At 39.4% G+C, this 13,977-nt stretch carries 13 protein-coding genes; 8 read left to right on the top strand and 5 right to left on the bottom strand.

Annotation, left to right across the window (positions count from 1 at the left end):
- Window positions 1-81 precede the first annotated feature (81 nt).
- The 6 genes from ccoN to IEX65_RS11895 all read left to right on the top strand — a co-directional run bounded on the left by ccoN (window position 82) and on the right by IEX65_RS11895 (window position 6,225).
- Window positions 82-2,259: a cytochrome-c oxidase, cbb3-type subunit I gene (gene ccoN, locus IEX65_RS11920; RefSeq protein WP_188766291.1), complete on the top strand. Its 2,178-nt coding sequence runs from the start codon at window positions 82-84 to the stop codon at window positions 2,257-2,259.
- Window positions 2,260-2,342: 83 nt separating this feature from the next.
- The gene (locus tag IEX65_RS11915; protein WP_188766290.1) at window positions 2,343-2,507 is read left to right on the top strand and encodes a CcoQ/FixQ family Cbb3-type cytochrome c oxidase assembly chaperone; all 165 of its coding nucleotides are present in this window, start codon (window positions 2,343-2,345) and stop codon (window positions 2,505-2,507) included.
- 92 nt (window positions 2,508-2,599) lie between these two features.
- A complete protein-coding gene (locus IEX65_RS11910) occupies window positions 2,600-3,388 on the top strand; it encodes a cbb3-type cytochrome c oxidase N-terminal domain-containing protein (protein ID WP_188766289.1) in 789 nt (262 codons plus the stop codon).
- Between the two features lie 83 nt (window positions 3,389-3,471).
- On the top strand, window positions 3,472-4,896 hold the full coding sequence (gene ccoG, locus IEX65_RS11905) for a cytochrome c oxidase accessory protein CcoG (RefSeq protein ID WP_188766288.1): 1,425 nt from the start codon (window positions 3,472-3,474) through the stop codon (window positions 4,894-4,896).
- A 95-nt stretch (window positions 4,897-4,991) separates the two neighbouring features.
- Window positions 4,992-5,429: a FixH family protein gene (locus IEX65_RS11900; RefSeq protein WP_188766287.1), complete on the top strand. Its 438-nt coding sequence runs from the start codon at window positions 4,992-4,994 to the stop codon at window positions 5,427-5,429.
- 100 nt (window positions 5,430-5,529) lie between these two features.
- On the top strand, window positions 5,530-6,225 hold the full coding sequence (locus IEX65_RS11895; RefSeq protein ID WP_188766286.1) for a sulfite exporter TauE/SafE family protein: 696 nt from the start codon (window positions 5,530-5,532) through the stop codon (window positions 6,223-6,225).
- Between the two features lie 78 nt (window positions 6,226-6,303).
- On the opposite strand, the gene IEX65_RS11890 is transcribed toward IEX65_RS11895, so the two are convergent.
- From IEX65_RS11890 to IEX65_RS11875, 4 genes are read right to left on the bottom strand one after another with little or no spacing between them, the layout of a single operon-like run.
- The gene (locus tag IEX65_RS11890; RefSeq protein ID WP_188766285.1) at window positions 6,304-7,092 is read right to left on the bottom strand and encodes an alpha/beta hydrolase; all 789 of its coding nucleotides are present in this window, start codon (window positions 7,090-7,092) and stop codon (window positions 6,304-6,306) included.
- A gap of 6 nt (window positions 7,093-7,098) precedes the next feature.
- The gene (locus tag IEX65_RS11885) at window positions 7,099-9,012 is read right to left on the bottom strand and encodes a beta-L-arabinofuranosidase domain-containing protein (protein WP_188766284.1); all 1,914 of its coding nucleotides are present in this window, start codon (window positions 9,010-9,012) and stop codon (window positions 7,099-7,101) included.
- A gap of 19 nt (window positions 9,013-9,031) precedes the next feature.
- Window positions 9,032-10,138, bottom strand: coding sequence for an alcohol dehydrogenase catalytic domain-containing protein (locus IEX65_RS11880; RefSeq protein ID WP_188766283.1), 1,107 nt, complete (start codon window positions 10,136-10,138; stop codon window positions 9,032-9,034).
- On the bottom strand, window positions 10,135-10,941 hold the full coding sequence (locus tag IEX65_RS11875) for a phytanoyl-CoA dioxygenase family protein (RefSeq protein ID WP_188766282.1): 807 nt from the start codon (window positions 10,939-10,941) through the stop codon (window positions 10,135-10,137). The genes IEX65_RS11880 and IEX65_RS11875 overlap by 4 nt, the downstream gene beginning before the upstream one ends.
- Window positions 10,942-11,077: 136 nt before the next feature.
- Here IEX65_RS11875 and IEX65_RS11870 point away from each other — a divergent pair, with 136 nt between their 5' ends.
- Together IEX65_RS11870 and IEX65_RS11865 are read left to right on the top strand one after the other, a co-directional pair.
- Window positions 11,078-11,920, top strand: a complete 843-nt coding sequence (locus tag IEX65_RS11870) for an AraC family transcriptional regulator (RefSeq protein ID WP_188766281.1) — start codon at window positions 11,078-11,080, stop codon at window positions 11,918-11,920.
- Between the two features lie 30 nt (window positions 11,921-11,950).
- Complete coding sequence (locus IEX65_RS11865; RefSeq protein ID WP_188766280.1) at window positions 11,951-12,412, top strand: hypothetical protein; 462 nt, start codon at window positions 11,951-11,953, stop codon at window positions 12,410-12,412.
- A 67-nt stretch (window positions 12,413-12,479) separates the two neighbouring features.
- On the opposite strand, the gene IEX65_RS11860 is transcribed toward IEX65_RS11865, so the two are convergent.
- Window positions 12,480-13,901: an amidohydrolase gene (locus IEX65_RS11860; protein ID WP_188766279.1), complete on the bottom strand. Its 1,422-nt coding sequence runs from the start codon at window positions 13,899-13,901 to the stop codon at window positions 12,480-12,482.
- Window positions 13,902-13,977: the final 76 nt, after the last annotated feature.

The following is a 13,977-nucleotide window of genomic DNA, read 5'->3' as shown; positions in this document are numbered from 1 at the left end:
CAGAATTTAGAACGAATTAATGATTCTCATATCTCAAGTCTCATACCTCAGTTTTTTACTATCTACCATAAACCAAATCTTATGCGATTATTTGCCAAACCTTTTTTTAGTAATGACTCTCATTCAGGGGGTGGGGGTGCATTAGAAGGGTTTTATTACGACAATAAAGTAGTAAAAGCCTTTATGATTGCTTCCGTAATCTTCGGAGTTGTCGGTATGTTGGTGGGTCTTACAGCAGCTACTCAGTTGTTTTGGCCATCAGCCAATCTCGGCATTCCGTTTACTACATTCGGACGTATTCGCCCACTTCACACCAACGCTATTATCTTCGCTTTTGTTGGTAATGCTATGTTTGGGGGTATTTATTACTCATTGCCACGCTTATTGAAAACACCGATGTTTAATAAAACATTGAGTTGGGTTCACTTCTGGGGCTGGCAATTAATTATCTTATCTGCGGCAATCACACTTCCGCTGGGAATCACAACATCAAAAGAATATGCCGAACTCGAATGGCCAATTGATATTGCGATTGCATTGGTGTGGGTTGTTTTTGGTATCAATATGATTGGTACAATCATCAAGCGTCGTGAACGCCATATGTATGTAGCTGTTTGGTTTTATATCGCTACATTCATCACGGTTGCCATGCTTCATATCGTAAACTCTTTGGAATTACCTCTTACTTGGACCAAGAGTTACTCAATCTACGCTGGTGTGCAAGATGCCCTTGTACAATGGTGGTACGGACATAATGCGGTTGCGTTTTTCTTAACAACTCCATTCTTAGGTTTGATGTATTATTTCATGCCTAAAGCGGCCAACCGACCAGTTTTCTCTTATAAATTGTCAATCATTCACTTTTGGTCACTTATTTTCCTATACATCTGGGCTGGGCCTCACCACTTACTTTATTCTTCGTTGCCTGATTGGGCTCAAAGTTTGGGTACTGTGTTCTCGATTATGCTCATTGCTCCATCTTGGGGTGGTATGTTGAATGGTCTCTTGACACTCCGTGGTGCTTGGGATAGAGTTCGTGAAGACCCAGTTCTTAAATTCTTCGTAGTTGCTGTTACTGCTTATGGTATGGCTACTTTTGAAGGCCCATTGCTCTCTTTGAAAAACGTAAATGCGATTTCGCACTTTACTGACTGGACAATTGCTCACGTTCACGTAGGTGGTTTAGGTTGGAACGGATTCATGATTTTTGGTATGCTCTATTGGTTAGTACCAAGAATGTGGAAGACCAAAATCTACTCTTTATCATTGGCAAATACGCACTTTTGGATGGGTACACTCGGTATTTTGTTCTGGACCTTGCCAATGTACTGGGCTGGTTTTACGCAAAGTTTGATGTGGAAAGAGTTTACAAAAGAAGGTTTCTTGGCTTATCCAAACTTCTTAGAAACCGTAACTCAGTTGATTCCGCTTTATGCCATGCGTGCATTCGGTGGTTTGATTTACTTGCTCGGTACTTTCATCATGATTTATAACTTAATAAAAACTGCTGGACAAGGAAGTTTTGTAGCTGACGAATACGATGAAGCTCCTGCGTTGGTTAAAAATGTTAGAATCTCAGGTGAAGGATGGCACGCATCTCTTGAGCGTAAACCAGTGATTTTTATGGTGTTGTCTTTAGTTGCCGTAATTATTGGAGGTATTGTTGAGTTCGTACCGACATGGTTGGTTGAATCTAACATTCCGACAATCGCATCGGTAAAACCATACACACCACTCGAACTCGAAGGCCGTGATATTTATATCCGTGAAGGTTGTTACACTTGTCACTCTCAAATGATTCGTCCATTCCGTTCTGAAACCGAGCGTTACGGAGAATACTCAAAAGCAGGTGAGTTTGTTTACGACCACCCGTTCCAATGGGGTTCTAAGCGTACTGGTCCAGATTTGCACCGTGTTGGTGGTAAATACCCAGATAGCTGGCACTACAACCACATGATGGACCCACAAACAATGTCGCCAGGTTCGATTATGCCAACTTACCCGTGGTTATTATCAGATAAATACAACAAAAATTTGATTCCTGATAAAATCGGTGTGATGCGTAAGTTAGGTGTGCCTTACCCAGAAGGTTTTGAAGACGAAGCCATTGCCAATGCTGAGGCTCAAGCCGAAGGAATTGTGAAATCGTTGGCCGATGCCAAAATCAAAACCAAAGGTGACCGTGAAATCATTGCCCTCATTGCTTACTTGCAACGTATGGGTACTGACATCAAAAAAGAACAAACAGCAGTAAAATGACTTTAGTCGATAGTCCACTGTCCACGGTCAATAGCAAACAAATCTGTGGACTATCGACAGTGGACTAATAAACAAATAAAATTATGTTTAAGAACGCATTAAATAGCATCGAAGGGGTTTCAATTTATCCCATCTTTTCGCTAATAGTCTTTATGGTATTCTTTACGGCTCTTGGAATTTGGGTTTTTAAAGCCGACAAAAAATATGTAAAACACATGGAAAACCTTCCTTTCGATTCTGAAAAATAGGTTTTCAAGGATAGAGGTCTGGACTAAGTATCGACTATTGTCCGTGGACCATCGACTAAAAATACATTATCAATCCTTAAAAATTGTCATAAATGAACTTATCATTCAAAACAGGAGATGAACTTATTCTATTCTTGATATTGGTAATTCTCGTCATTTTCGCAATTGTTATCTTATTTGTGGTGTTCGGAATCTTTCGTGCATTAAAGCAAATAGATGCTGAGCGAAGTGGAAAAGTTATCGAAGCGTTTAGCTTCAACACATGGTGGAAAGGCCTTACAGGAGCAGTGCCACTCGAAAAAGAAGAAGTTATTTTATTGAACCACAACTATGATGGTATCAGGGAGTTGGATAATCACCTTCCACCTTGGTGGAAATACCTCTTCTATGCAACTATTGTTTTTGCAGTAATTTATATGCTCGATTATCACGTTTGGGCGTCGAGTCCGCTTCAAGAAGAAGAATATACGCAAGAAGTAGCAGTAGCTCAAAAACAAATTGAAGAATACCAAGCCAAAAACGCCAATAGTATTGACGAGAAAACGGTAAAATTATTGGTTTCTGATGCGAAGGTTGTGGCAAAAGGAAAAGAAATCTTTACTGGAAAATGCGTGGCGTGCCACGGAGCAGCTGGCGAAGGTGGCGTAGGACCAAACCTTACTGACGAATACTGGTTGCACGGTGGAACTATCAATGATATTTTCAAAACCATCAAAAACGGTGTTCCCGAAAAAGGTATGATTGCTTGGAAGGCAACCTTAAAGCCTAATGAGATTCAAGATGTAGCCAACTACATCGTGTCGATAAAAGGAACGAATCCGGCCAATGCCAAAGCTCCACAAGGAGAAAAAGTAGCGGCTGATTCGACCGCAACAAAATAAAATTCTCCCAAGCCTTCCTCGACTGGGGAAGGCTTGGTTAATATTCGGCTTTCAAACGCAGTGCCGAACCTCTATAAGAACTAATGAATACAACAGCACCCAATATTTCGGACTTTTATGATGAAGAGTACCGTGATACCATTGCCACGGTTGATAAAAATGGGAAGCGAATTTGGTTACATCCAAAGAAACCAAAAGGAAGTTTTCATAACAAACGCATTATTGCCACCATCGTTTTTCTAACGATATTCTTCTCAGTACCTTTCATCAAAATCAACGGACAACCGTTATTGATGATGAATATCTTTGATAGAAAGTTTGTGATTTTCGGTCAGGCTTTCTTTCCACAAGATTTTGTGTTGTTTGGCTTAGGGATGATTACATTTTTTGTATTTATCATCTTATTCACAGTAGTTTATGGCCGTTTTTGGTGTGGTTGGGCTTGTCCACAAACCGTTTTTTTGGAAATGATTTTCCGTAAAATCGAATACTGGATTGAAGGAGACGCTCGTCAACAACAAAAGCTTGATAGTAGCCCATGGACTGCCGAAAAAATTAGGAAAAAGACACTCAAGCATTTTATATATATTCTCTTTTCGGTGATTATTGCTCACTTCACAATGGCCTATATCATCGGAATTGAAGAAACCATCAGTATCGTCACTGTTTCACCTGCCAAACACTGGTCAGGGTTTATCGGAATCATTGTTTTTACTGGATTATTTTACTTCGTTTTTACTCGCCTACGTGAGCAAGTTTGTATAGCTATTTGTCCGTACGGACGTCTGCAAGGTGTTTTAATGGGTCGTAGTACAATGGCAATCATGTATGATTTTGTTCGTGGAGAACCAAGAGGAAAATTGACTAAAAGCCCAGAAAAAGTAAATGGCGTAAAACACGGAGACTGTATAGACTGTGCCTTATGCGTGCAGGTTTGTCCAACGGGTATTGATATTCGCAACGGAACTCAACTTGAATGTGTAAACTGTACGGCGTGTATTGATGCTTGCGATGAAGTAATGATAAAAATTGATAAACCAACGGGGCTTATCAAATACGCATCACAAGAAAGTATCGAAAAACGCACGCCGTTTAAGATGTCGATTAGAGCTTATGCTTACTCAGTTGTGTTATTGCTTTTAATCGGAGTTGAAGCATATTTATTATTGAGCCGAACGATGGTTGAAACTACCATTATGCGTGTGCCGGGGCAAATGTATCAAGAACAACCCAATGGTATTATCAGTAATTTGTACAACGTACAATTTATTAATAAAACATCAGAGCCGATACAATTAACGCTCAAAGTAGCTGAAAACAAAGGTGTTATCAGAATTCAAGGTGGAAAACTCAATGTACCAATGCAGGGCCGAGCTGACGCCGTATTTTTCTTAGACATGCCCAAAAATAAAGTTACTGATATAAAAACGCCACTAAAAATTGAAGTTTACAACGGTAATACGCTCGTAGAAACCGTAAAAACCAACTTCTTAGGGCCAGCAGAGTAAATAAATTTTGAATGAGTCAATGATAGAATGAGTGAATATTCCTCTGTTTTATTACTCTATCATTCACTCATTCTATCATTCAAAATTTCAATAAAATGAACTGGGGAAAAAAAATAGCAATCGTTTATTTAAGTTTTGTCGGTTTTATGGGCTTTTTGGTTTGGAAATGCCTCCAACAAGACGATATACATTTGGTTAGTCAGGATTATTATCAGAAGGAATTAGCGTACCAAGATAATATCGACAAAATGAATAATACCAATCAGCTTTCGTCAGAATTGAAATTCAATTATCAGACTGACAAGCAAGTTGTAAATTTAGATTTTCCAAAAGAATCTATCGGCTCAACTGGTGAAATTAATTTCTATCGTCCATCAGATGCTCGAAAGGATTTCGCTGTGAAACTTAATATTGCCAGTGTCGAGAATCAATCAATACCAGTGTCGAAACTTGACCGTGGTTTGTGGGTAGTAAAAGTCACATGGAATAAAGACGGCAAAGGATATTACAAAGAAGAAAAAATGACCTTATAGTAAGATGTAAGATATTAGACAAGAGACAAAAGATTTTTTTGAAATACTTTCTCTTTTTTGAAATCTCTTGTCTTTTGTCTAAAATCTTTTGTCTAAAAATATGTTTTACTCAGCATTCATAATGGGCTTTATTGGTAGTTTGCACTGCGTTGGTATGTGTGGACCAATCGCTATGATTTTGCCAGCCGATACTTCCAAACGCTGGAAGTTTATTATGGGCAGAGTATTATATAACGGGGGAAGAATAATGACTTATGCAGTGCTTGGACTTTTAGTAGGTTTTATCGGAGAAAGCACTACCTATTTTGTTTCGCAAAAGTCGCTTTCAATACTTTTGGGAGGATTGATTTTAGTAGGTGTATTTTTGCCGAAGTCTTGGCAACAAAAAATAAGTTTGAATAGTTATGTGTTCAAATTTACAAATTATATCAAAGCATCATTGTCAAAATTATTCAAGAAACACTCTCTCGCAACGCAGTTTTCTTTTGGTATTCTGAATGGTTTTTTGCCTTGTGGGTTAGTTTATGCCGCATTAAGCGGAGCATTTCTCACTGAGGCCCTTACCGATGGAATGTTATTCATGTTTTTATTCGGTATCGGCACTTTACCGATGATGTTGGGAGTGAGTTTAGGTGCAACGTGGCTCAGAAAAACCTTCGGGGCAAAGTTGCCAAAACTAATTCCGATTACGTATTCATTAATCGGATTATGGTTAATTTTTAGAGGCTTAATTATTTCGTTCCCACATATTATTAAGCAGAATATTGATTTATCAAATATTCCGTTTTGTCATTAGAATTTATTAGGTTTAGGTTGGAAAAAGCAAGAGATTTTCTCTTGCTTTTTTTGTTTTTGGTAGTAGTAAAAGTAATTTTCAGACTAATTGCTTATTAAAAAACAACAATGTTTCAGCAAGATGCTCTGTCCAATATTCCCAAGTATGGCCGCCCGAAAATTCTTCATAAGTATGTGTTATTCCGTGATTATTAAGTTCAAGGTGTAATTGGCGGTTGTATTCTATCAAAATATCATCAGTTCCGCAGTCAAATCGAAAAGGGGGGATGATTTCATTATTTCTCAAAACCCATTCTAAAACACCATCTTGTTCTAAGGCATCTTGCTTTAATTGCTCAAAATCAGACACAAATTCTCCGATTTGATTAAAATGAGTGATAGATGAAAGCCCAGAAAAAGCCTTGAATACGGTCGGATATTTCGCCCCCAAACGCAAAGCTCCAAATCCGCCCATCGAAAGACCAGAAATAAAAATGGGCGATTCGTCAGTTATTTGTGCGTACTGCTCTTTCATCACTTCAACCAAGTCTTCCACAATCCAACGTTCATAATCAGCGGTTTGATGTGGAACATAACCGCTGCCATCGGCATAGAGTCCATCAGAAGGCATCGCCAAAATCATGGGTTTTATTTGCTCAGTTTCTATGAGTTTTTGAGTGGTTATGTGGGCATTCCCCTTCATCGTCCATGCCCAATGACTGCCATAAACACCATGCAACAAAATAACGAGCGGAGTTGCCGACTCATCTAAATTTGGCGGAGTAAAAACTGTAATATCGGTACGTTGTTTTAAGGTATTACTCTTGACTGTAATGAAATCTAAGCCTTGAAAAGTGGCTTTTTCGGTGGTGAAAAATTTAGAATTCATCTTAGTTTAAAAGTTTACTTGCCTTAAAATAGTTTTATTCATCGGGAGTAATCGCAATGATTGTAGCTTGTTGGTAGCCTTGTTTTTCAGATTGACATTGATAAAACCATTGCTAAATGTTGCCTTGTGTTGTTGGTCAAAAACATATCGCTCGTTTTTAGTTGGTCTATACATAGTATCCTCGAAGCCTTCGGCATATTTTCGACCTTTTTCTTCGATGTGTTCAATCGGCAGGGCATAAATCAATGCACCGTAAGCGAAACAATGTTCTCCGTTGGCATCTTGAAGTACCCGAACTTTTGTTTCAAATGCCAATTTTATTTGGTCAGTTTTTTTGAATAATTGCTTGAAAACAATAAAATCTCCTTCGATACGATACTTTTCTTGCGTTTTTATAGCAGTTGCCCAAGTCGGTTTTCTGATTTTGATTGTAAGTGTCTGCGGGGAATCTAATTTGATATTGAATGCAAATTGATTTTTGTTTGGATATTCGGTCTGATTCTCAATTACCAAATTATTACCGTTGAGGTCTGTCGAAAAAACATTTGGCAGAAGCAAAGCCGCCACAAGTGTAGTTTCTGACTGCTTAAACCAAGCATTTTGTAAGAAATAAGGCGAAATACGCCCCGCATTCGGCACACAACATACGGCCACATCTTGATGGACAGGTGAATATTTATACCGAGTTTGCTTTCGATTGGGTTCAACCTCACCGTTTTTTGTTCCCAGCATTTCGTAGGAATTATCGGTTTTTAAATAGGCAATCGACGATAATTCGGGGTGTCTTGCACCTTGTGCAGCATTGAAAAAAATATTCTCAATCTTGTCGGCATAAGCCATGTCACCAGTTTTTTGTAGCATAAGAGCGTAGCTATCCATCAATTCGTGCAATGAACAAAATTCGTAACCCGTATGTGTAGCATCTGCTTGCTGTCTCCAAATCCATTCGTCGCCTGTTGCACCGCCCGTAAGTGTGGTTACTTTTTGGATTCTTGACAAATAAACGGATAATGCTTTCTGAATCGTCGGTGAATTGCTCGAAAAAGCCGCAACTATCAGCGGACGCATGTGTTCGTAAGAATGTACACCGTGCGACTGCAATTTGTAGCTTGGGTCTAAAATATTTTTGAGTTGAGCATCTTTTTCGGAAGCATGATTATTTGAAAAATCTTCGTACAAGAATGTCGCATAGTCTAAATATTTTTTGTCTTTTGTAAGAAAATATAGTCTATCCAAGACATCGGTAAAAGTAAGACCGTGTCCAACTCCACCCGAAAAACCGCTCCCTGCATAAAAAGGACGAGAAGCATTAATCGGATAATTTTGCATGAGGTTTTCGACCGCTTTTACCACAGCCGAAAGTACCTTTGGATTTTTGGTGTATTCATAATAAGCCAAAAGTCCACGATAAAGTGTTGTTTTTGCCCATAATTCACCATTTTCTGCTTGAAATTTATAGCGAAGCTCCTTATCATAAATGCCTAAATATCCATCAGCATCTTGTGTTGCTAAGATGTTTTCTACGTGCTTTTCTACCTTCGCTATGGCTTGTTTATCTTCTAACAAAAACGCATTTCTGATAAAGCCATCCCACCAGTTAGACTGCGTTTCGCTATTCCACCATTTATACTGCTCATCGCCCTCGGCATCTCCTGATTTTAGGTTTCCCAAGTCTTTCGCCTTGCTTTGTTTTTGCAATCTGGCCGAGCTATAAATAGGGTCGTTGATGAGTTTGGGAATCAAACTGTCTAAGTTTCCTACAAATCCATTTAGGTCTTTTTGCATTTGTGTTTTGAGCCAGCCAGTGGGCTTTATGGCACCAAATGTAAATGGTTTTAGTTCTTGTTTGGGCGATTGAGCCAATAGGCTTTTCCCACTCAGAATTATAAAAATTATGAGTAATTGATTTATTTTCTTCATTTTGCTTTTCATTAATTCCTCAAAACACAATAACCCCTTTGGCGTTTCGGCCTGCGTGCATATCGGCAAAGGCATTTGGTAAATCATCGAGAGAATACGTTCGAGTAACCATTTTATCCAAAATCAATTCGCCTTTGGCGTAGAGGTCTTGTAAAATCGGGAAATCAATTTGCGGACGAGTTTTACCGTAGAGTGGATTGATGTAAATTTTGTCCCATTCAAATAAATTCATATCAATTAAGATTTCTTGTTCGATACCGCTCACTTGCACGGCCATGCCTGCATTGCGAACCATCGCCAACGGAGCAGCCCCAAGTTCAGGAATAGCCGTACACTCAAAGGCATAATCAGCTCCTCGTCCGTTTGTCATAGATTTTACAACTTTGGCGGCTTCGGTCAAGCCTTTATCGTTTTTTTCTGCTAAAACAGTGTGCGTTGCACCATATTCTTTCGCCATTTCGAGTCGTAATGGATTAATATCTACGGCAATGATTTTCCCAGCACCCGAAATTCTCGCTCCTTGAATCACATTCAAGCCAACGCCTCCCGTACCTAAAACCACTACCGAACTACCCGATTTTACTTTGGCGGCATTTACTACTGAACCATAGCCAGTCATTACACCACAACCCACAATAGCCGCTGACGAAAATGGTATTTCGACGTGCATTTTCACACAAGCAGATTCTCGAACGAGCGTGTATTCCGACATCGTTCCGAGGCTAAAAGCTCGTTCGATTGGATTATTATTAAAAGTAGTAGAAGCTAAAGTGGCGTGGCCTTCGCTTACTTTATTGCCTGCCGTTACGGCCGAGTTTCGTTCGCAAATGTGCTGGTTGCCTTCTTGGCACTGAAAGCATTCATAGCACGGTATCGCCCAATTGAGCATCACTTTATCGCCAACTTTGAGCGATTTTACGTTTGCCCCGACTTGCTTTACAATTCCTGCTCCTTCGTGGCCCATGACCAAAGGCTTACCCCACGACTGAGAGTCCCAGTCTGTATGGCAAACTCCAGCTGCTTTGATTTCTACCAAAACCTCATCGCCTTGTGGTTCGGCAACTGATATTTCTTGAATGGAAAAACTGCCTTTTCCATCAGCAACTGCGGCTTTACAATGTATCATTTGCTGTAAATTACGGGGTTCAGATAAGTATCAATCACTTCACCGACTTTCGCTCCAGGACACCACACTTCCCAGTCTTTTTTCTGATTTTCGTTTTCTGGCTCTTTTAAAATCATGTCTCTGTCCATATAAATCATCGTCATCACCTTGCGGATTTGGTCGGTATTATTTGCACCTGCACGGTGGAAAACCCAACCCGAATGGAAACTTACTTCGCCCAAATCGTACGGCTCAATTACATGCTTAAAGTCGGTTACTCGTAGTTTTTGCTGAATTTTTTGCTCGCTATCGTCGCTGATGGCCAGTTCACGACCCTCAACAATGGCGTGGCTACCCGCACTAAATTCCAAAGGCCCCATTTCGAGCGGAACGGGTTGCAACGGAATCCAAGCCGTAACGGTTTTGTCTGTGCTAAGTGGCCAGTAATACTGGTCGGCGTGCCACGGTGTAATGCCACCTCCAGCTTCTTTAAAAAGGGCTTGGTCGTGGTAAAGTCTTGCACCATCGGCTTGCATCAATTCGGCGGCAATTTGACCCAAACGTTTGCTCAAAACAAACTCTTTGCAGGTTTCGTCTTCTCGCCAGAGGTTAAAAATCTGTAAAAATGCTTTGCCGTAAGTATCTCTTTGGTCGAGCGGCTTATCTTGTTTATTGATTTCGTTTACTTTTCGGGTAATTGCCTCGCCGTAATAGGCCAATGTTTCAGCATCTAATACATTTTTTAGCTTGATATAGCGATTTTTTTGATAAAACTCAATTGCTTCGACTGGAAGCTGATAAGTTTCGTTTAATAGACTTTTCATTGCTTAGATTTATTAAGATAGATTTGATGCAAAGTTGAATAAATTTTATTTAGAGTGATTTGAGTTTTTTTTCATATAATTGTCTTATATTATCATGATTATTGGAAATTGAGTCGAAGAATGCAAAAATGAAACTATGAAAGCAGTTTTTGAGCAATTAAATACCGAACAATCAAGTTCATTTATTTTCCGAAAATTCGATGTGCCTAAATTCGATGCTCCGTTTCATTTTCATCCAGAGTATGAATTGACCTTAGTTTTGAAAGGAGAGGGGCAACGCTACGTTGGGCAACAAGTACATGAGTTTTTTGCAGGAGATTTAGTTTTTTTAGGAGCAAATCTGCCACATTGCTGGATTAACCAAGCCATCGAGAATGAAAATGCTTCGGCCATTGTGATACAGTTCGGTGACTTATTCTTAGGAAAAGGAATAGTTGAATTACCCGAAATGAAAAAAGTACAAGCTTTTTTAGAAAAATCGAAATCTGGTTTTGAAATTATTGGTAAAACAAAAGAGATTCTCACCGAAAGGATAGTAGCGTTACAGCATAAAACTGCCTTACAAAAAATCGCTGGCTTATTAGAAATCTTCGATATACTGAGTCATTCAACTGAAATTATAACAATCGATGATTTCTTTTTCGAGCATCAGTATAATCAATCGGAGACGGCACGTTTTCAAAAGGTTTTTTCGTATTTGATTGAAAATTTTAAAGAAGAAATCACCCTCGAACAAATTGCCAATATTGCTGATTTATCGCCTACTTCGTTTTGTCGTTATTTCAAAAATATTACTAAGAAAACTTTTGTTGAGGTTTTAATTGAATTTAGATTGCAATATGCCTGTCAGTTGCTCAACAAAACCGACTTACCAATTCAGCAGGTAGCATTTGAGAGTGGCTTTGGTGATGTTCCGTATTTTAATAAATTATTCAGAAAGCATAAAAACATAACACCAAAAGAATGGCGAGGGAAATAAATCATTTTTTAATAGAAAAATTTAGAACAAATGGCTAACGAAAAGATTAATTTACAAGCCCTCGAAGGGAAATGGCATATAATTTTATCGAATTTTCCGATGTGGTTGAAAGGTGATAAGACCAATCCGACTTTCAATTACAAGGTAGCTGAAAGAGATGGAGTTATGGGATTGGCTGATGAAGTGAAATACACTCAAAATGGTCGAACCAAATCAATCAATGGTTTTGATAAGCCTTTGAATACTGAAAATACTTCGTTTGAATGGCGAGGTAACGGCTTACTCTCACTTTTATCCAGTAAATGGCAGGTTTTATACTTAGATACTACGGAAAACTGGGCAATTATTTACTTTGAAAAAACACTTTTTACACCCAAAGGTTATGATGTGATTTGCCGAGAAAAACAGCCAAATGGCCTGATAATGAGAAAGATAGAAGAAAAAATGAGCGAGCTGCGAATTAACGAAAAACTAAAAAAAATAGTGCGATAGATTTGATTGCCTATCACACTATTTTATATTCCCCATTAGGGGCAGTCCGATGTTTCGGTTAGGGGTTTTATTTCCTATAATCTAAAGCAGGTTTTCTATCGCCAACCATTGCTTGGTATTTGAATTCTTTTGTACCACGAGCTTTTTCAAACTCTGCTTTTGCATCTTTCAATGTTTGCGGACTTTCAAAAAGGTCAGTCACAGTCAAAGCCATTGTTTTTGCGGCATTTACCATACCTTTTCTTCCGATACTCATGCCACCAGCCGCAACTGCTTGCCAGCTATGGGCAGGCGTGCCAGGAACCCAAGTGGCAGTTGTTAAGCCAACAGTCGGAACTGTCCAACTTACATCACCAACGTCAGTTGAGCCACCGCCACCTTTTTCAGCAGCCAAAGGTTTTACACCAGTTCCATCTTCAAATTTCACACTTTCAATACCCAAGCTTTTACCGATTTTTTCCGCAAATGCTTTTTCTTCGGCCGTGTATGTCAAGCCACCAACTTTCGTCAAATTTGCGTGCATAACCTTTGCAAGCGTTTCGTTGGGCAATAATTCATAAGTTCCGCCAGTCAATTCCCAGTCAACACGAGTGCCAGTTCCCATGGCTGCACCTTTGGCAGCATTTTCGATTCTCGACCAAACATCCATTACATCGGTTCTGCGTGGACTACGAGCATAATAATAAACCTCAGCAAAATCAGGCACAACATTTGGTGCTTTTCCGCCATTCGTAATTACATAATGAATACGAGTATCAGAAGGCACGTGTTCACGGAGCATATTTACCATATTATCCATTGCCTCGACACCGTCGAGAGCTGAACGACCTTTTTCGGGTGAAGCCGCTGCATGAGCCGAAACGCCATAAAAACGGAATTTTCCAGATTTATTGGCCAAAGAAGTACCAAAACTCGCACTATTCGATGCACTTGGGTGCCAATGAACCACAGCGTCAACATCGTTAAAAAGTCCTTCACGAACCATATAAACTTTTCCAGAGCCACCTTCTTCGGCAGGTGTTCCGTAAAAACGAATTGTTCCTTTGATATTATTGGCTTTCATGTATTCTTTTACAGCAATTGCGGCCGCTGCCGATGCTGTGCCAAATAAATGGTGTCCGCAAGCGTGGCCAGCAATTCCGCCAACTGATTTTTGGTCGGCAGTTGAATCTTGTGATAATCCTGGAAGTGCATCAAATTCTCCTAAGATACCGATAACTGGCTTTCCTTCGCCAAAAGTTGCCGTAAAGGCCGTAGGAATTCCCGCTACACCTTTTTCGATTTTAAAACCTTCTTTGCTAAGAGTTTCCTGCAAAAGTGCCGAACTTTTTGTTTCTTGATAACCTACTTCGGCATAATTCCAGATTTGTTTGGCAATTCCGCCATAATACATTTCTTTTTTACCGATACTTTCGAGCATTTTGTCTTTGGGCGATTGGGCAAAAATACTCACACTAACAAAAGAGCATAAAATAAAGAGTTGCTTCATGATGTTGAAGAAGATTGGTTAATGGTTAGTTTTTTTAGTCCACGCTCAGTAGTCAATAGTCCACAGTATTTACTAT

The sequence above is a fragment of the Emticicia aquatilis genome, from assembly GCF_014644295.1.
GTDB lineage: Bacteria > Bacteroidota > Bacteroidia > Cytophagales > Spirosomataceae > Emticicia > Emticicia aquatilis.
Note: the sequence above shows the minus strand (reverse complement) of the source record. Positions and strands in the feature narration are given on the sequence as shown.